The following is a 20,419-nucleotide window of genomic DNA, read 5'->3' on the forward strand; positions in this document are numbered from 1 at the left end:
CCTGACTCCTAGCCTTAATGAAAAGACTTTTTCAGCAAACCCTAGTTAGATTCATGATTTACCTTGTTGACAATAGTGCCGCCACATATTGCGATAAGCTGTTTCAATGCTGCGTGTGTGAGTTAGGGCATTACAAAGGGGAGAATTTGCTACCTTTTCCCGCAGGGTAGATCGTAGTTGAGACAACTTTTCTAAGTCAGTAGAAAGAGTTACGGCAATGGAAACATAATCTTGGCAGATGGTAGCAATCAATTCTGGTAGTCCGATGGATGTCAGTAAACTTACTCCAACTCGATGGGTATGAGTTTCTCCCTCTAAGGTAATGACTGGAACTCCCATCCATAGGGCTTCACAGGTGGTAGTTGTGCCGTTATAGGGGAAGGTATCGAGGGCAATGTCAATATTACCGTAGAAGGCGAGATGATCGTTAGAATCGGGAATTAAGCCGATTAATTTGACTCTATTTTCCTCTATACCATGATCTGCGAACATTTGCAAATAGCGATCGCGCGTTGGTTTGTCTTCAAACCATAGATTTTTGAGGATAATCCGTGAATTTGGTATAGCCTGAAGAATTTGTGACCAGAGGCTAATTACTTCCGAGCTAATTTTAGATAAACTGTTAAATGAGCCAAAGGTAATATACCCCTCTTTTTTGGCTGGTAAATCCATCACCTCCGGGGCTGTGGGTGAGGGCTGGTAGCACAAAAAGCTGTGGGGGAGGCGAATCAATTTTTCGGTGTAATATTCATCCGTTAAACCGATGGGATCAGTGTAGGTGTCGATGAGGCGGTAATCTATGCAGTCGAGTCCGGTGGTGTTGGGATAGCCTAGATAAGTAACTTGAATGGGGGCGGGTTTGAGGGCAAAAAGCGGTAAACGATTATTACTCGTGTGACCGGCTAAATCTACTAAAATGTCAATTTGATCGGCTTGTATCAGTTCGGAAACTTGCTGATCATTTAAATGGGAGATATCCCGCCAGTCTTGAACAATAGCCCGTAATCTGTCGGTGACAGCATCGGGTTGGGGGACATTGGAATAGCAAAAAACTCTCACCTTTCTGTCACTGTGATGGGTGAGAATTGGTTCAATGAAGTAAGCGACGGAATGGTTACGGAAATCGGGGGAAACGTAACCTATTCGCAATTTTCGCTCAGGTTTGAGGGAATTAGACCAGGATTGATGGGCAGAGATGGAAGCTGTACAATGTTTACCCCAATAATAATGGGCATTAGCGATCGCTGTGGCACTATTCGCTCCATCATAATTCATCGCGTAGAGGAGGTTTGAATGTCCAGGATGGCTGTTGGGATCAAGACGTAGGGCTTCTTCAAAGCAAACTATGGCTTCTTCTACCCTACCTTGATTATTGAGCGCGAAACCCATGTTGACATATCCACTACCTAAATCGGGATTAATCTGAATTGCTTGCTGGCAACTTTCAATAGCTTGGGTTAATTGTCCCTGATGGATGAGGGCGTAACCCAGATGGTTGTAAGCTATGGCTAAATTGGGATCTAACTTAACTGCGCGACGAAGATGGAATGTGGCTTTGACAAATTGTCCTAGATCGTTGTAAATTGTCCCCAGGTGGCTATGGGCTATGACATGATCGGGGAATTTTTGAATTTTATCTTGCAAGAGGGCGATCGCTGTTTCGGATTTGCCCTGTTTATGCAGTAAAATAATCAGTTGATCAAAGGCTTCTACCTCATTGGGTTGTAGTTGCAATGCTTGACGCAGGTGAGATTCTGCAAGGGTATTTTCTTCTGTTTGTTGGAGCAATATGCCCAGCCGGATGTGTGCCTGGGTTAGGTCTGGTTTGAGTTCTACAGCTTGTTTATAGGCTGTTATAGCCTCTAAATATTGTTTTTGGGCAAGAAAAGTATTTCCTAAGTTATAGTGGGCTTCTGGGTAATTGGGTTGTAGTTGCAGTGCTTGTTGGTGCTGGGCGATCGCTTGATCAAGTTCCCCCAAGGCTTTAAGTACATTCCCTAGATTGGTGTAAGCTTCTGCCATAGTAGGCATGAGAGCGATCGCTTGTCGATAGTAATCTGCTGCTTGGCTAAATTTCTCCTGTTCTTGTAACAATTTTGCCAATTTAAAAGGGGCTACTCCCAACTTAGGTTCAATCTTCATTACCTGCTGAAATGCCGATTCAGCTTCCTCTAATTTACCTACACTTTGTAGAGTATTACCCAAATTAAACCAAGTTTCTGCCTGATTTGGTTTTAAATTCAAAACCCGACGGTAATAGCCAATAGCTTCTTCTATGCGTCCTAAATTTTTAAGAACAGTACCTAAATTATTTAAACTATCAACATGATTTGGGTCAAATTTCAATATTTGTTCATAAACTATTAAAGCTTGTTCAAACTGTTGCTGATGGTGAAAATTAATTGCGGTGGTAAATAGAAGCGGAATATTTGGTTTTTCTAGTTTTTTCGTGACTTTTTTCTGACCAAATCCTTTAGCCGGGGGAATATTTCCTATTTTACCATGCTTGGTCGATTTTTGACATAACTGTTGAAAAATAGCCCCCATTTGCTGTGAATAGAAATGACTATCTAAAAATACAGGATTATTCTCCATTCCTTGCTGAATTTGCTGTTTATATTCCTCTCTCAGTTGGGGATTTGTGCCGAGATTAATCGCCAAATTGATATATTCAGCCTCATTTTTAGCAATTAAATCTGTGAGAGATAGGGAAGTTTGAGTAGGTAATTTAAGTTCTCTTAACAAGCAGGATGCTAGTCGAAAACGGAATCCATTTCCCTCCATTACCACTGTTGGTAATCCTACTTTTAACGGATCAAGTAAAGAATTTACTCCGGCAAAGGGATAAGAATCTAGATAAATGTCTGCTGGTTGTAGCAATTCTTTAATATCTGCGACATTTTCTAGAGGTTCAATAAATATTAGACGACTTTTATCAATATTATGTTTGGCAAATACCCTGTACATTTCTTCTTTAAATTGCTGTTTTGGATATGTTGAACTCCAGTTGGGATTGAAGGGATATAAAACCAAAATAGAGTTAGGAACAGCAGCAATAATTTTTGCCCAAATTTCTCTCAATTCGGGAATAATCTTGTAGAAGTTAGCACCCGAAATAAATATCACTGAATCTGCGGTACAACCCCAATTTTCTCTGGTGAATTTGAGAGTTGTTGGGGATTCTGGTAAAGGAAAGCGAAAGCAAAAGCCAGAACCATCTAAGTTCAGTAATTTTTCTCGATACTGTGCTTGATCTTCTTGAATGGGTGCTGTCAAATTTCCAGCAATGTAGTAATCAATTGTTTTCATTCCTGTCGTGACAGGAGATGACAAAGAAGCAACCTGTACACGTCCTAATCTATGTATTGCTAACAGCGTTGACGGTCTACTTACAGCCGTGATATTAGTACCAATAAAAAGAATATCTACGTTGTCTGCGCGGATAGTTTGCACTGCACCAACGAGATTATTGGGTAATTGAACTAGCTTATCGACTCGACTCTGACAATATTCTTCTAAGGGGTGATTAGTGACTTTAATTGCATAGAGAATTATTTCAAATTGGCTACGATCTAAATGTTCAAAAACTGGAATAGTGACATAAGTTTCTGTTTGAGGTGTAAAATGATCATTGAGGATTCCTAAACGGATTTTTTTTCTGTTAGCAGGACGTTCTGGAAATTTATAATCTAGAAAATGACCAAGATTTTTTAAGGTAGATTCGATTAGTTGGGATCTGTGAATATATAAATCTTTTAAATTTGGTTGATTGGTAAAGTAAATAGGGATAAATTTGGCATTTTGGGTAAAATATCCAACTACATCTTGCCAGAATTTTGAATTTTGGTTATTTTGCAGTTTATTCACCAAATACTCTAGTAATTTCTGGAAATATTGATAATAGTTATCTACTTCTCCTATTTTTTGGAACATTTCTGGAGAGGTGAAGATATATTTTAGATAGTCATTAATTAACCAATCAGGAATAGTTAAATCTTGATACCATAATGGTGGGAGTTGGTGAGGTTGGAGGTAAAGCATTACAGCTAAAAAATTCTGAATTGCTTGCGGATGTTTAAATCCTGCTTTGACTAATTGATCAACAAAAATTTCTTCGTCAGATGTTAAACTTTGATTATTGACTTTATTTTCTAATAATTTTTGATGTGCTTTACCTATATCTCCTAAATAGGAATTGATCAAGCTTTCTGTTGGTAAACTTAGCCAAGATTGACTGATTATTTGTCTTTGTTTTTGCAGAGTGTTTAAAGTAGCTTGGTTAGCTATATTTCTGACTTGAGTTTGATGAGATAATTGAGAGTTGATTGGTAACAATATAGAAAACAATTCCTCTTTAATTTGCGGAGTTTGACTACATTGAATTGCTTCTTGAATAAGTGCGATCGCTAAATCATATTTTTTAGCATTTAACAGTTGTTTAGCACCTCTAAAAACCAAGCTGGAAAATTTCTCTTTATTTTGGAAATGAATTTGTTTTTCTAAAGAAACTTCAACATTACTTTTAGGATTTAAAGCCTCAATTAACAGAGAGTCAAACTCGGTTACTGGTTTATCATCTTGATCAAATATTTGTCCAACATATTCATAATTTACTCTAGGTTGGGGAAAAGGTTTGTTGATAAAAAATTCATCATGGACAATACATTGAGATGTAATCCAAGGAAAAATTACTTCACACAAAAAATATTGGTCAACACCATAGCTTGAACTGACTTGATTAGACGCTTTTAAATAATTTTTAATAAGTTCTTCTATGTTTTTTAACAAATTACCTTTTATGCCCCACATTCCAGGCAAAATGGGAGGAAAATGCCCTGGATGATCTCGCATGATGTGAAAATTGTGATTACTCTTTAACCATTCATCAACTGCGGCTTTTTCTCGCCAAGTTAATCTAGAATCTATATCACGGAAAATTACGACTTCCATATCTAAATCGGCCGCAGCAGAAAACCGCCAAAACGATCCTCTCCAATCTTCTACCTCGTCCATTTTCACAATTTCTACCAGGGGAAAAGATGAAAGACGATCAATAATTTCTTGGGGTACGCTTATTCCTGTATAAAATCGGCAAATCCAACCAGGATAAATAACACCAGCTAAATCGGCATTTCTCAGCGCACCGACTGTATATTTAGGGTTATTTCCCCATAAACTAAATGAAATAATTTTTTTACCCATTGTTAATTCCTGGTTAGATGCCCTAAAAGTGGTTGGAGTATAAAAATCTGGATATTCATCGTAACACAAAATTATCAGTATGTGCGATCGCTATTTACGAAAGCAGGTTTAGGTTATAATTTGGTCTTGCTGGATGATTAACTTTGATAAACTTACAAGGGGAATTGATATTTATGGCGGTTAAAAAGGGAGATATGGTTCGCGCTGTGCGGGAGAAGTTAGAGAATAGTCTAGAAGCTAAGGCTAGTGATACTCGTTTTCCTGGCTATTTGTTTGATAGTAAGGGCGAAATTGTCGATATTAAAGGTGATTATGCTTTAGTCAAGTTTGGAAAAGTCCCAACTCCTAATATTTGGTTACGTTTAGAACAATTGGAACAGTTTAGCTAAGGGACTTCTACTATTTCTGTGTAAAGTTGCGCCAAATCAATACTGTAGAGACGAGAATCCCTACATGAGGAACGTCTCTACATACACAAATAGAGAATGTCTGTAGGATGATTAATTTGTAGGGTGTGTCAGACAGAATAATTGAGGCTAAAATCATTAATTTTAAGGTTTTGACGCACCTTATAGCGGTTCTCGATTGAGTGAGATACAAGAACCCCACCCCCAACCCCCTCCCCGCAAGCGAGGAGGGGGCTATGATATATTTCATCCAATTAGAAACCGCTATATTAGCCTTGCAAGTGTCAATCTGGTAAAAATTCCAGGGATAAAATTTCTGTTAAGCTGTAGGGACAAGTTTCAGGAAATAAAGATAATCCTGTTTCTTTTTCCGCGCTAATGGTAGCGAAAGGATAAATATCTTCTATAGATTCAGTTAAGTTAGTTTCAAGACTAGGATTTTTTTGCAGGATTTTTTCTAACCGGAGGCGTTGTTCTTTGATGGTTAATTGCCAACTTCGAGAGTGTAAGTTAGGCCGGAATTGCCATTTTAAAAGGTGGGTTATCAATATTTCTAATCTGCTTTCTAATTGTCGTTTTTCAGAACGTCCCATGTCTTCTATTTCTTCGATAATATTCTGTAAATCTATTTGATGAAGTTGTCCAGTTTTTAAAAGATTGGCTTGTTCTTGTGTCCAAGCATAAAAATCATTTTCATGGGTAGTTGAGTTCATAAATTCTCCTGTGTTTCAAGGTTGAGAATGGAAAAATTCAAGCGGTGAATTGATCAAACATGAATGGTTTTTGTGTTGATTTTTTTTAACCATTTTTTTTGAAATCAAAAGCACTATTATCATTTATAATTATTGAGTCATATAAAACACATATTATAGGCTGAAGAATGAAGAATATACAGGCTAGTTACGCTAAAACCCGCTTGCTACTTGCGTTGTGGGATTTAGGAGGAACACAGCAGGAAGTTAAAAAAGGTCAATTGACTAAGCGAATAGTGGCTAAGGGTCAAAAAATGGCTGACTATAAGGATATTTTAGAGGATTTGCAGGGACAAGGTGCGATCGCTCTTTCTAAAACTGGCTACACTCTCACAACACCAACGGGTTTAGACGTGCTGGGTGCGGGTTTGGGTAATAGTGAGTTTAAGTTTGAGGGAACTATTGTTGGTACTTGGGCTGCTAATGCGCTGTTACGGTGGATAAGTCAGATTAATGTTGTGGTAAGTAAACCGGTTGTTTCAAGTGATGGGATTAAGGCTGGGTTAATTAGTTCTTATGATGAGTTTAAGTCTGTAGCGTTGGCTGTTTATGATAAATTGAATTATGAACACAACTTTAACAATTTAGTACCAATTTATCGCATCAGAAGATCAATAGGAGAGCGAGTTAATCGGACAGAATTTAATGATTTTTTATTAGAAATGCAAGCTGATGATATTTTTCAACTGCAAGGGGGGAGTGTAGAAGATAGCGCACCCGACAAAATAGAAGATTCTGTCACTACAGAACTAGATGGTTTACGTTGTTACGCCAAACTTCTCAAAGCCTAAATATTGTTTGAATATTCACTTAATTAACCTCAGACTATCATGACTACTAACACATCTACCATTGACGAATTAATTAAAGAACACAACCCATTTGCCGGACATATTGTAGTTAGACCTCCACAAATATGGGGAAAAAGTTTTCCTGATGTTCCTTCAATTAATGCTCATGCTTCTGATGCTGTGTTTGATGCAATTGACAAAATCAATAAAAAGCAGCGTCAAACTGTAGGAATAACAATTACAGCCGAAAAAGGACTAGGAAAAAGTCAAATTATTAGCCGAGTCCGTCATCAATTACAAACTAAAGAAGATAGTATTTTTATCTACATGAGTAGATATGACAACCTAAATCAAATTCAATATCAATTCTTACAAAATGTTACATCTAGTTTGAGAGCATTTAGCAAACCTGATGTGATGCAATGGCAAGAAATAGCGACAGCGTTACTTAATGAAATTGCACAAAAGCAATATACGCCAGAACAATATATTAGTATTATATTCCCAAATTGGGGAAAAGACAATTCGATTGATCAAATACGAATGAAAATTGATAAATTACGAACAAATATTGAACAAAGAAAACCTGAGATTTCTAATTCTTACATAATTCAAGCCATACTATGGACTCTTTATAAACCTTATGCTAATTATGCCAATTTCTGGCTGTCAGGACAAGAATTACCAGAAGAACAGGCTCAATCAATGGGATTACCTAACCCTAAAAATCAAAATAGAGAATCTGAAGCATTGAGTAACGTCCGTCAGATTTTAGACATAGTTAGTAATTACAGGACTCCAGTTATTTGCTTTGATGAATTAGATATTACTAACATTGCAGATAATGGATTTACAGCAGCACAAATCATCGCTGATTTAGCCAAAGATTTATATAACAATCTCAAAAAAGGTGTTTTACTACTAGCAATGTATCCTGAAACATGGAATGCACAAGTTAGAGCATTACCTCACGCTGAAGCCGTAATTGATAGATTAGTTAGTGAACAATCTAACAGACAACCAATTGCATTACTATATCTCAATTCTGATGATATTTTGAACCTAGTTAAAATATGGTTACAAGATTTTTATCAGCAACATCAACAAACACCACCACATCCTTTTTATCCATTCGATGAAAATAAACTTAAAGCACTTGGTAAAACTAAACCTACTATCAGATCAGTTTTAAAATGGTGTGCTGAAAATTTTAATACTTCTGGTACAAACCCACCTAAAAATTTAGTTAAACCATTTTTTCAAAGTGGGTTAATTAATATTGAAAATTCCATGAATTTGTTGATAGAGGACGAACTGGCGATTGCTGCGGCTTTAAAGGTAGCATTTATTAGTTTAGCTAAAGATAAAGTAGAATTAGAAAATGTCAAAGTAGAAGGAGTTGAGGATATCATAGCGAATAGGGCAGATCAAGGATATCTTAATTTTAGAGTTGTTGGTAATAATAGAAATGTCAAAATAGGAATACTTGTTCTTCAGCAATCCGGTGGAAAATATATAGGTGCAGCCTTAAAAAGATTAATTGAATACGAAAAATTTGATCTTACGCGCGGTTGTTTAATTCGCTCAAAAACAATAAGTCCTGGAGCATACGTGCCTCAACAATGTTTGCAAATTCTTTTGAAAAAACAAAGTGGAGAATGGGTAATATTAAGACGTGAAGATATTAAACCTCTTTTGGCTATTTCAAGTATTTACTATAACTGTAGAAATTATGAACTGACAGAAGAACAGATTTTTGATTTTATGAAGCAGGAGAAAATTGTTATTAACAATCCTTTGATTCGAGAGATTTTGAGTGATCCTTCTGGACAAGAACCAACTAATTTAACTGATGATGGATTACCTATTAGCATTCCTCAAAATGTTGATAATACAGATAATATTGAATTTGATTTTTAGCTAAATAGAAATGAATCAGCCATTTTTACTTCCGACAGCATTATGTTTACCCGTTCCTGATATTGAGGCCTTAATACAGGGAATGACTATTGCAGCTTTACCCAGAATGTTTATTCATCCTGGGAAAAGATTTTCTCTTTATCCTGCTGATACTTCAACAAATGTGATTTCAATTAAAACTTGGGCTAAATGTGAATTTTGTCAAATTCTAGATCAAACAAAACCTTTAGATGTTTTATCTAAATTAACAATTTGGAATTTACAAACATTTGAGGATATAATACAAAAACATCAAAATATTTTTCTGGCTTATTTGCGCGTTTATCATTTATCTCAGGTTATTGAAGTTCCAGCTATTCCGAATATTCAGGATAAGTTAGGTAAATTTGTAGGTTTACCTAATATTACTGGTTCTGAAGATAAACCCGTATTAAGTGACCAGGTATTTACTCAACGGAAACACCAATTAGAAAAACTAGAACCTTCCCAAAATGCTGAATTAGAAGATTTACAAAGTGCTTTATCACAAATAGCCAAAAGTAATCCAGCAGCACAGCAATTAGAAAACCAGATCAAAATATTTTTAGGTTGGAGTAATGAACCAATTAGAAATATTATAAATTCTGATTTAAGTTGGATAAAAACAATTACATCTTTAGGAGATAGAAGTATAGAAAAAGATGAAACTAAAAGCAACTATCAAGCAGGTACAGACTTTGAAATTATTACACGAAAAAGCCTTGATTTTTTAGGATTTAAAGTAGAGGAAGATTACAAAGGTGGTGCTGGAGGTTTAGATTTATATTGTTCAAAACCTTATCCTTTAGTTTGCGAATGTAAAGCAGGTAAAAGTATTCCAGATCGTGCAGTAGAAGAATTAGATAGAATTGGGAAAAGACATCTTCAAAAAAATTATCTTCAAGCTGTGCGGTTAATTATTGGATCTGGTGAACCGACTAAAAACCTGAAAGAATCTGCTCAAATATCAAAAATCAGTATCATCAAAACTATGACATTACAAAAATTAGTTGAACTCAAAGCAAAATATCCAGGTGCAATAAATTTAATTGAATTGAAAGAATATTTAGAACCGGGACAAATAGATGATAAAATTAATGAATATATAGATAAAATTGAAAAGACGATAAAATTGCGATCGCGCATTATCCAAATTTTAAAAAATTACTTACAACTTTCAAAAAATGAAAGTATTGGAGTGGAAGCCCTTCATGCGGTATGTGTCACTTCTAATCCCCCTCAAAATTTAGAAGATAGAGAATTATATTCTATTCTCATAGAATTATCATCACCATTAACCGGATACTTAGGAAGAACTAAAGGAAACGATTGGAAAGACGATAAATTCTACTACCTACGCGACTTACCAACTAATTAAAAATAACTCTTCTCTCCGCGCTTTTTGTGTCTCTGCGCGAAACAAAAATTATTGGAATTTTTAAAATTAGGGTATTTATTATCCTGCCATTTTGATTTTAGTAAATAAAGACTCATACTGATTAGTTGTTTTTAACGACAATGGCAGCAAAAATTCACTTTTATCAAAAACCTCTCGATTAGTCAACAACAAACTTTGCAATGGCTTCTGGATATCAGACAAAACAATATTTGGATTAATTGGCGAATTACTTTTACTAAAAATAGCAATTTGTTTCGCAATATTTGATTCCCAACAAAAATTAATCCAATCCGATGATAAAGCACTTTTATTAATACCTGTCGGTTGTACCCATAAATCCGCCCAAATCGCCGTTCCTGATTGGGGAACAATAGCACTTAATTGGGGGTAACGCCCTAACACAGAAACTACATCACTTGACCAACCTACAGCTAACCAAGTATCTCCAGTAATTAGCGGTTCTAAATAATTAGTAGAATCATAAAATTTTACCTGTTGATTTAATACTTGTAATTCCTGCTCTAAATCTGGTATTTGGTCGATATTTTCTGTATTATAAGATTTACCTAACTTCTTCAAAACCAAACCAATTACCTCTCTTGGTTGATTGAGTAGAGAAATACGCGATCGCAATTCATTACGCCATAAATCATCCCAATCTTTTGGTTGCCAACCTAATTCTTGAAACTTCTCTCGATTATAAACAATTACCGTATTACCCCAGCGATAAGGCACTCCCCACACTTTTCCTTGAGGGCTTAAATTCCCTTTTTGATCACGCTTGACCAATTGTTGCCATTTTTCATCCAAAACAGACCACTGTTTAATTTTTTCTATTTCTATCGGTTCAATTAATTTTTGTTCAATTGCTGATTTTAACCAATAATCTCCCAGTGTCACCAAGTCTGCCTTAGTTACCTTGTTATCTCCAACAAATGGTATATAACCAGTCCATTTTTCTAAATTATTCTTAACCTTTGGTTCTTTCCATCGTTTTAATTGTTCAAATAATTCTTGAATCTGATTAATAGGGGTAAATTTTAACTTTACTTCTGATTTTAAACTTTTGCGAAACTGATTAACCGTTTGAACAGGAATAGAACCTTTTAATAACTGCACCTTAAATTCCGTCGGATTCTTGCCACCGCACCCTATCACCAGTTGGGAAACTGCTAACGCGCTTGTACCTAATAAAAAAGACCTGCGATCCATTGATTTTGATATTTTTAGTTTATACTTAACAACGTAAGTAGTATCAGAGGCTTGATCAATCTCTAACCCGCTGCTTCCACTTTTATATCCCAATTATCACTAAATTTTAGCAATTTTACCTGTAAATTTATTTTACCAATCCTAGCAAACTCTCTATAGGACTAATATTTAATTTTTAAAATACACGTAGGTTTGGCATTGCCTACCAATAAATCATAGAACCACTAAATATAAAATAAATATAAAGAATGAATTGTTTAAACATACCTCATCTAAAACCCTTGTAAAAACCTTCCTAATTAGAAGTTTTCCAGACTACCGTGCCAAATCATTACTATTTCTTAATGAATTAGTTAGTAATTACTAGATATACTATTAACCTATATAAATATCTAGGAAAATAAGTAACCTGTATCCAAAAAATATGCTAGATATTAAATAATTCATAAGTAAAGTTAACTTTGTCAGTAAATTGAATAACATAGAAATAATTTTTGGAAGAGAGTATTAAATGGATTCATTAGAAAAGCAAATCTTAAATTTGAGCGATAAAGTAGATGCCGTCTACCGAGTGATTGAGAAACTTGATCTAAAAGTCTCTCAGGCATTGTCAGAAGGATCTTTAGACAGAACAATGCTCAAAGATAGTTATCGGGAAAATAATGAGGTTGAACGTTACAATTTTAAAGGAAATTTAAGTTTTAATTCACAATTAGAGCATAAGGATATCTTAGTAGATGGTATTTATCTAGACATAAATCCTCAATCTGGAGATAAGCAGATCACCCCAGAAATTCAAATCCAACGGCTAACTGCACAACTAACAGCAGCATATCATCGGATTGCGGCCTTAGAAGAACAGTTACTCAGAGAAAGAATTTCTTAGGTTGGGAATGTAAATCAATTATTTTCCCCCTGCTGCTAATCGCTCTAATTGGGCTTCAATAGCTGCTAAAAGTTGATCTTGCTGCCAATTTTGACTAAGATGGGCGGTTATACAAGCTGCCCCTGCACCAACACCTTCCTTAACAAAACCCTGCTGATAGGCTTGGAGTTGGGGATAACGGGAATTAGCAAAACTTAACTGTGTCGCCATTAGGGGAGGGATTCTTGTGCCTAAACTCAGGGCTAAGTCAACCGTGCCACCTGTGGGATCTTCTGCTACCCAACGGGTTGTACCAATGACTATTTCTTCTGGTTGCCAAGATAAACTGTAGACTTCAGCGATCGCACTCATTAAAGCATACACAGCCAACATTTGCGTCCCTCCTCCCAATAATACCCCACAACGACGACTAGCAGCGATCGCCATCCCCGCTACCACCACCTGCATCGGATCTCCCACCGCAGCGACAAGTTCTAAAGGATCTACACAATTGGGGATTTTTTGCAACCCTGCTTGCACTAATGCCCATTTTTGCTCATGGTTACAAATAGGATGGCTACTGTTAACCTTTCCGGCTGCATCAATACCCAAACCGGTTAAAATTGCCAAGGCCGTTGTCGTACCACCGACAACACACTCACTTAAAATTAGATACCCCCCAGAAATATTTTCACTCAAGCGATCGCCCCACCGCAAACCCTGTTCCCACAAATGTTGCACCGTTGCCAATTCCATCGCCGCACCCTGACTTAAACACTTGGCCGGAGTCCCACCTAAATCAATCACTGGTACAGCCGGAATCGCTATTAAACCCGCATCAAACAAATAAACCGGTATTTTTAACCCCTCCACCACAGCACGGGAAATCAGCACAGGAGAAGCCCCCTCAATTAAGGGTGGTAAAGCATACCGGGCTTGATGTTTTGCCCCATAATATAAAAACTCAGCATCCGCACAAGCCGTATATTTCCGATCTTCAGGAGTCTTCCCAGCCGCCGAAATTCCTGGAATTAAGCCAGTTTCCGTAAAACCCAACACACAAGCAAAAACAGCTAAACTACCCCGATAACGTTCTAGCCATGCTTGACCCTGTTGGATTTGCGTATAAATTTTAATCATTTGAAAATCAGTAGTTTTTTTCCTGAAAAATTTTACAAAAATTAATTATTGTGTTACACTTCTTAACATAAGTTGAAAATAAGGACATAATTCAATGAATAGCAGTGGTTCAATAGTGGATGATCAAGGCAAACTAAACAACTTTGCAGTTGAGCCAAAAGTATATGTAGACCAACAGGGCGATCGTACTGGCTTCACAACCTATGCAGAAATGCTTAACGGTCGTTTAGCAATGATTGGCTTTATCTCTTTGATAGCATTAGAACTATTAACAGGACACGGCGTATTAGGTGCTTTAGCGAGTTTATAGGCTTATATTAAGTTAATATAGCGAATTTCCAATATGATGTAGAGACGTTCCATGGAACGTCTCTACTCGATCTCATGGTCAGAGAGAAAACCCTTACTCCCTATTAACCCTCATAATCCATCAACACTTGTACCCAACGGGGTGGACGGGGGATAGGATTGCCTAAACGATCTAGCAGTAACCAAGACACTAGATGGACTAAAAACAGGTAAATAAAGTTATTAACTACAATCAAAGCCACTGCACCCAACTGAATGATCAACACATTGGGAATCGCTAACAATTCCAACTTCAAAAATATCCACTCTATCAGTTCAGTCACCTGATTAATCACATAAACCCACAGGTCTTGACCCGATAACACCGACAACATCCACAGACGAAAAAATACACCCAAAGTACCCAAAAGCATCCCTAAAATAATCGACACAATCCAGGGAACACGACGATGCCAAGTTGCCCCCAACAGCACCCCCATGAAGCCAAAGGGCATCACAAACATTAAACTACGAACCGGCCCCATCAGCACAGACAACAACAAACCAGAGGTGACAGCGGCCATCCAGGCTGCCCTTTTACCCCAGCGCAGATAAACTAGGGCAATGGGAACCGGAAAAAATATCCGTAAAACAGGACCCAAAGGAAAATAGTAATTAATAAACCAAATTAAACTAGCAGCACTGGCTAAAAACGCCGTCTCTACCATCCTCAAAGGTGCTTCAGCCTTAAATTCTGGTCGTTTCAACTCATTACCAGCAGCTTCAGGTTGTAATGATGGAAGTTCGTCTGGTTCCTCTGGTAGAGAACTTAAAATGCTCATACTTAAACAACTTGTTAAATTATCATTTTTTCTAAAGCTAATAAATCAGGAATGCACAGGATATCCTGATCTCGTATGATCAAGCCTTTTTTTTCTAACCTTGTCAACACTCGCGTCACAGTTTCCCTAGCTAGTCCACTTAAACTACTCAGTTCCCTGTGGGGTAAATTAGGAATTTCTGTACCTGTATTCCCTTGTATTCCCTGGCCTTCCGCCAAAAATAACAACGTATCTGCCACCCGTGATTGACTATCAGATTCCCGCAACCGTAAACGTCGATTTACTTGTCGTAAACGTCGAGCCATTAATTGTGATAGTCTTAGTCCTGCTAATGGTTCTGTATGCAGTAACTTGACAAAATCCTGAGAAGGCATACTCCCAATCATCGTGGACGTGAGAGTAATTACATCAGTAGAACGGGGAACTTCATCTAAGGCTGCCATTTCTCCAAATAATTCCCCTTTCCCCAGAATATTTAAAGTAACTTCCTTTCCTTCTAAATTGTAGGTGCGGATCTTTACCCATCCTTCTACAATAAAATACACAGATCCGCCCCAGTCATTTTCTAGTAAGATCACTTGATTGGCGGGGTGTGTGCGCGTAACAAGATGGGTGAGGGCTAATTCTACTGCTGACTCTGGCAACCCTTGATAGAAGGGAGCCGTGCTAATCCAATTATGAGCGGTTGTTTGCAAAGTAGATCGGTCTTCCATTAGGGCATCTTAAAGTTAAAGCTGCTATCAGCGCCAGAAACAAGAAAGCTATTTATAAGCCTACGCTATTTAGGGATAACTTCTGTAAAGGATTAAATTAAACTATGTTACACAAGAAGGCGATAAGTATTTCGATCAAATCAAATTCATTGCCGGGAATAGGTAAACATTATGTGTATTTAATTCTGTTTAGGTATTTAGGACTGTTTTGCCTCAATAATTTTTACTATAGGGGTTTAAACATAGTAAAATTTGCGTCAAAATCTATTATACCTTTTTTTGGAGTATTCTTGAGGAATTTTATGAACCAATCCGTACTGCCCATCAATTAGTATCATATTTTACTAAATATTGCTCAGGATTAACTTCCGTAGTTGTATAGCAATTGCCAGGAAGATCCTTTCTAGATAACAAAAGTTTTTCTGCCAACGTACATTTTTAGCTAAGGTAATTTAACGTGACTTACGGTGTAGAGGAAATTCGTAGCCTAATTGCAGATATTGACAACTTACTTGTCAATGATGGAAAACGCCTTTTGCGACTGCTACCTGGTCAGTCCCAAGCAGGCCGAGAAGTTTTGCAAAGAGTTCGTAATTTTTTAGTCAAATTAGAAATAGATGTTCCACAACAGAGTATTCCTGGACAGTCAGGAACACAACCATTATCATCTTTGTTAGCGAAATTTGTGCAGCAAGATAATAATCAACCTGTGGTTGAAGTTACTCAAAGTCAACAGCCACAAGGTATTTTTGAATCAGAACAATTAAAAAGTGAATTAAGAACTGAACTTTCGGCGTTATTGATCCAGCCTTTACAAGCAGAATTATCAGCATTATTACAAGAAAGAGCTAATTTAATTCAAGAAATTCGCCAATTAGAGCAGAAGCGGCTGCAAAATTACTCTTTAACTCAACAATTGGCTCATCAAGAACAGATGATTGCTGAATTTTTACAGTTGTTAAAGGGTCGTTTAACGGAAGGTTTGCCACGATATTTGCCCCCTACGTCGGCTGATTCTCCTAGTTTTACGGTGGGTGATCAGAACCAAAATCAAGAATCTGAAAGTTCCGCACTCCAACCTATTTTAGATTCGGGGGATCAGTTAGAAAGATTAGCAAGTTTGTCCAGGCAGTTAGATCAACGGTTACTATCATTAGATGGGACGGTAAATGTTGTTTTTGAGTCGATTGAGAGCAATATTAACACTTATTCTCAATCCTTATCTCAATCTCTTGAAAGGATGCACAGTCAAGGGATGCAAGGTGAACAGTTGGTGGCTAATTTAATTAATAATTTATCTAAATATTTACAACAGCGATCGCCCTCAGATCAATCTTTGTTGTTAGATTTAGAAAATAAAACTCTGTCTGAATCTTTATCAACACCCAATTCCCAAGATTTACCGTCTGTTTCTCTAACTGATGTCTCTTCACCCAATATTAATTTTGGCGCTCAAGTTGGACAAACTCCCGCAGATTTGGATTTGGATTTGATGTTGTCAGAACTGGGATTCAATGACTCTTTATCTTCGATTTCTAATACTTCTAATATTCCCAAAACATTACCATCACAAGGTCTTCAATTACCAACTTTTGGTGTAGTTAGTGATGATGTAGACCAACTTTATGCAAGTTTGTTTGGACCTGAAGATACTACTAATCTCAGTTCAGATTTATCTGAGGAGGTAAATGTTCAGCTATTTACTCCAGAGACACCCTCTTTTTCTTCAAATATGTTTGATATAAAAGAAGATGAATTGGCTGTGTTGGTAGATCCTTGGATAAATCAAGAAAATCCTAATTTACTAGAACAAGATGATAATTTATTGTCGGAAGAAAGAGTTATAGATTCTCTAGAAGAGAATGATTTATTAACAGAAGAAAGAGTTATAGATTCTCTAGAAGAGAATGATTTATTAACAGAAGAAAGAGTTATAGATTCTGTAGAAGAAAATGATTTATTGCCGGAAGAAAGAGTTATAGTTTCTGATTTATTGCCGGAAGAAAGAGTTATAAATTCTCTAGAAGAGAATAATTTATTACCGGAAGAAAGAGTTATAGATTCTGTCGAAGATGATCATCTATTAGAACAGATTGAAGATTTATTGTCTCAAGCTGACAATTCATTATCAAAGTCAGCAGAAGAATTGTTTTTGGCTGAGGAGGAAGAAATACCAATTGATATTGAACCAGAATATGACGCAACAATAACAGTTTTAACTGATCTTTTGGTTGATGTAAATTCAGAACAAGAACTATCAGAACTCCCATTAATTGAGGATGATTTAGCATTACCTGGAGATTTGTTAACAGAAGAAGAGGAACTATTAATAAATGATTATATTCCCGCTTCTCCAGAGGAGGATTTACTACTTTTAGAAAATTCTCAAATACAAACTATACCAGAAATATTCTTAGATGCCGAGCAATTACAACAATTAGATCGAGACTTAACTAATTTTGACCGACAGTTAAACCCTGAGTGGGAACTAACAGTTAATCCTGATGATTTATTAGAAAGATTGAATGTTGACTCAATAGCCGAAACACCGAATAATCAATCAATAGAAGACTGGACAAATACGGCTTTTTCAGGTTTTGATATTCCCCAATCCGAGACAAGTGTTGATTTTAGTCAGATCAAAGATCCTGAAGATTCTTTACGTTCTAACTCTCCGTTGAGTAGTGATTCTCAGACTGTTCTTAATCGTCCTCAATCTCCTTGGTATTTGGGGATTGATTTAGGGACAAGTGGAATTTCTGCATCTTTGTTGAACCCCTCAATATCTGTTGTTTATCCGATTTACTGGTCAGCAGATAATCAAGAAAGTGAACGTTCTTTTCAACAATCATTTCGCTTACCGACAGAAGTTTATCTACCTCAAGTTTCTATACCTCAGTCGGAAATTGAAAGTACAAAAACTGCACCTGTGGTAGTTACAGAAAAACAAACAACACAGAGATTGGAAACAAATCCAGATTCCAGTCATCATCAATATTCAGTACAGTTAAAACCCTATTTACAAGTAGCAATTCCCTATAAAAACACACAGCAAAAATGGGAACCTGTGTTACAATTAAATGAGTCTTCAGCAGGGACTTTGATTTGGGTAGTACGATCGCTCTCCAAATTGCTTTTAACCCTCAAATCTCACCAAACTACCACAACACCCGCTTTAATAGCCAATGCAGTGGGTATAGAACCGCAAAATTTCTTGGACATTATCAATCATTTATCTGGAATTATTTGCACTTGTCCGTCCAATTGGTCAGAACAGTATCGGTTCAATGTGCGCGAAGCTATTCTCACCACTCAACTTGTTTCCCATCCCCAACAAATATATTTTATCGAAGAAGCGATCGCTACACTACTCCCAGAAATCACCAATCCCAACTTTCCCCCAGTTCAAGTCAGCACCACTCAAGGTTTGCGTCCTCTAAAATCCAGTGAATACACTTTGTTTGGTGACACCTTAGCAATTAACATCGGCACAACCGCAACCGAAATGGCTTTGGTCGATTTACCCGGTAATTTAGGACAACTCACCCATCAAGATTTTATACTACACAGTTTTACCTATGCTGGTAAAGGTATTGAACAGGATATTATCTGTCAGCTACTACTACCACCAAAATCTCGACAACCCCGTTGGGAAGTGCAAAATTCCACCAACGATAACAGCAATAGTTGGCATTGGCAACCGGCAATACCTGGTTTAGATCAAATGAAATGGGACACTTTGGGGTTAGAAGTCTTAGAAATACCCAAAGTTGGAGAACCAGACACCCTCACCCGCATTCGTCTCCAGCAACGTTTAGAAAGTTCACTGCTAGGACAAGCACTCTTAGATGCAGCCTTAGCTTTAAAGCTAATATTACAACACCAAGAATCCTTTACCCTAGAATTAGCTGATCAGCGATGGGTATTACAGCGTCGTGATTTAGAAAGTCAAGTCTTTGTTCCCTTTGTCCGTCGTCTCAACCGAGAACTGAACAAATTATTAGTTACTAAGGGAATCCCCACAGAAGGTATTAATCAAGCCATTCTTACCGGAGGATTAGCTTCAGTCAACACCATTAATCGGTGGTTACGACAAAAACTCCCCAACGCTAAAATCATCCAAGATGTGTATATGGGTGAAAATGGCGCTCCTAAATGTAGTCGAGTCGCTTATGGCTTATCTATTTTACCACTTCATCCCCAAATTTTAGAAGTTCCAAGACAACAATATACTGATTATTTCTTGTTTGCTGAATTACTCCAACTTTTACCCAACCATCCCCTATCTTTTGGTGAAGTGCTGCAATTATTTGAACTTAGGGGGATTAATACTCGCAACTGTCAGCAAAGGTTGTTGGCTTTCTTAGAAGGTGAATTACCATCAGGTTTAATTCCTTCAGCCTCAGAATCGGCCTGGCTTACCGCTAATTCCCAAGATAACCCCGATTATCAGGCGATCGCTACCGTACCACTCTTTGAAAAACAAGCAAATCTTACCTATCGTCCCCACCCTCAACAACTTCAATTTTTGCGTAAATATCTAGATGCCATCAAAGCTAGTACCATCCAATCCTTAGAAGAACCATACTCGGTTAATTTTACTGTAGATGCACTGAGTTAAAATAGACTCATTCAATCCACCTTACCTTCTGATTCATCAATAAAATGGTCATTATCTCACAAATGGGTATTAATGTTGGATTCCCTCACCAAACATTACTGAAAATTTAAAATACCCTTCCTAAATTAGAAGATTGTATCAATTTTCTAATTTGTTTTAGTAAAAATAAGTAAAAATTACTTATAATTAGATATTACTAAAGACAAAGTATATTGCGTAAAAGTAATACACAGAAAATGACAGATATCG

At 36.9% G+C, this 20,419-nt stretch carries 13 protein-coding genes; 7 read left to right on the forward strand and 6 right to left on the reverse strand.

The features are described 5' to 3' along the window. Positions 1-51: 51 nt before the first annotated feature. A complete protein-coding gene (locus VB711_RS08130) occupies positions 52-5,202 on the reverse strand; it encodes a tetratricopeptide repeat protein (protein WP_323285355.1) in 5,151 nt (1,716 codons plus the stop codon). Between the two features lie 173 nt (positions 5,203-5,375). Between VB711_RS08130 and VB711_RS08135 the strand changes: the two genes are divergently transcribed. Continuing rightward, positions 5,376-5,591 carry an NAD(P)H-quinone oxidoreductase subunit O gene (locus VB711_RS08135; protein ID WP_323285357.1) on the forward strand — a complete coding sequence of 72 codons (216 nt, stop codon included), beginning with the start codon at positions 5,376-5,378 and terminating at the stop codon, positions 5,589-5,591. A gap of 302 nt (positions 5,592-5,893) precedes the next feature. Here the strand turns inward: VB711_RS08135 and VB711_RS08140 are convergent, their stop codons facing one another. Then, positions 5,894-6,322: a DUF29 domain-containing protein gene (locus tag VB711_RS08140; RefSeq protein WP_323285358.1), complete on the reverse strand. Its 429-nt coding sequence runs from the start codon at positions 6,320-6,322 to the stop codon at positions 5,894-5,896. A 167-nt stretch (positions 6,323-6,489) separates the two neighbouring features. Between VB711_RS08140 and VB711_RS08145 the strand changes: the two genes are divergently transcribed. From VB711_RS08145 to VB711_RS08155, 3 genes are read left to right on the forward strand one after another with little or no spacing between them, the layout of a single operon-like run. Continuing rightward, positions 6,490-7,152: a hypothetical protein gene (locus tag VB711_RS08145; protein ID WP_323285359.1), complete on the forward strand. Its 663-nt coding sequence runs from the start codon at positions 6,490-6,492 to the stop codon at positions 7,150-7,152. A 39-nt stretch (positions 7,153-7,191) separates the two neighbouring features. Next, complete coding sequence (locus VB711_RS08150; protein WP_323285360.1) at positions 7,192-9,072, forward strand: hypothetical protein; 1,881 nt, start codon at positions 7,192-7,194, stop codon at positions 9,070-9,072. A gap of 10 nt (positions 9,073-9,082) precedes the next feature. Continuing rightward, positions 9,083-10,468 carry a DUF1802 family protein gene (locus VB711_RS08155; protein ID WP_323285361.1) on the forward strand — a complete coding sequence of 462 codons (1,386 nt, stop codon included), beginning with the start codon at positions 9,083-9,085 and terminating at the stop codon, positions 10,466-10,468. 78 nt (positions 10,469-10,546) lie between these two features. Here the strand turns inward: VB711_RS08155 and VB711_RS08160 are convergent, their stop codons facing one another. Then, positions 10,547-11,701 carry an extracellular solute-binding protein gene (locus VB711_RS08160; protein WP_323285362.1) on the reverse strand — a complete coding sequence of 385 codons (1,155 nt, stop codon included), beginning with the start codon at positions 11,699-11,701 and terminating at the stop codon, positions 10,547-10,549. Between the two features lie 511 nt (positions 11,702-12,212). On the opposite strand from VB711_RS08160, the gene VB711_RS08165 reads away from it, so the two are divergent. Continuing rightward, positions 12,213-12,587 carry a hypothetical protein gene (locus VB711_RS08165; protein ID WP_323285363.1) on the forward strand — a complete coding sequence of 125 codons (375 nt, stop codon included), beginning with the start codon at positions 12,213-12,215 and terminating at the stop codon, positions 12,585-12,587. Between the two features lie 18 nt (positions 12,588-12,605). Here the strand turns inward: VB711_RS08165 and cobT are convergent, their stop codons facing one another. Next, a complete protein-coding gene (cobT, locus tag VB711_RS08170; RefSeq protein ID WP_323285364.1) occupies positions 12,606-13,706 on the reverse strand; it encodes a nicotinate mononucleotide-dependent phosphoribosyltransferase CobT in 1,101 nt (366 codons plus the stop codon). 94 nt (positions 13,707-13,800) lie between these two features. Here cobT and VB711_RS08175 point away from each other — a divergent pair, with 94 nt between their 5' ends. Continuing rightward, positions 13,801-14,016 (forward strand): chlorophyll a/b-binding protein, encoded by a 216-nt coding sequence (locus VB711_RS08175; protein ID WP_323285365.1) that lies wholly within the window; start codon positions 13,801-13,803, stop codon positions 14,014-14,016. Between the two features lie 103 nt (positions 14,017-14,119). Here the strand turns inward: VB711_RS08175 and VB711_RS08180 are convergent, their stop codons facing one another. Further along, entirely contained in the window at positions 14,120-14,836 is a 717-nt protein-coding gene (locus VB711_RS08180; protein ID WP_323285366.1) for a DUF2232 domain-containing protein, read from the reverse strand. Positions 14,837-14,850: 14 nt separating this feature from the next. Then, positions 14,851-15,549 carry a Crp/Fnr family transcriptional regulator gene (locus VB711_RS08185; RefSeq protein ID WP_323285367.1) on the reverse strand — a complete coding sequence of 233 codons (699 nt, stop codon included), beginning with the start codon at positions 15,547-15,549 and terminating at the stop codon, positions 14,851-14,853. A gap of 457 nt (positions 15,550-16,006) precedes the next feature. Between VB711_RS08185 and VB711_RS08190 the strand changes: the two genes are divergently transcribed. Next, positions 16,007-20,170 carry a hypothetical protein gene (locus VB711_RS08190; protein WP_323285368.1) on the forward strand — a complete coding sequence of 1,388 codons (4,164 nt, stop codon included), beginning with the start codon at positions 16,007-16,009 and terminating at the stop codon, positions 20,168-20,170. Positions 20,171-20,419: the final 249 nt, after the last annotated feature.

This window comes from Cronbergia sp. UHCC 0137, from assembly GCF_034932285.1.
In the GTDB taxonomy this organism is placed as follows: Bacteria; Cyanobacteriota; Cyanobacteriia; order Cyanobacteriales; family Nostocaceae; genus Cronbergia.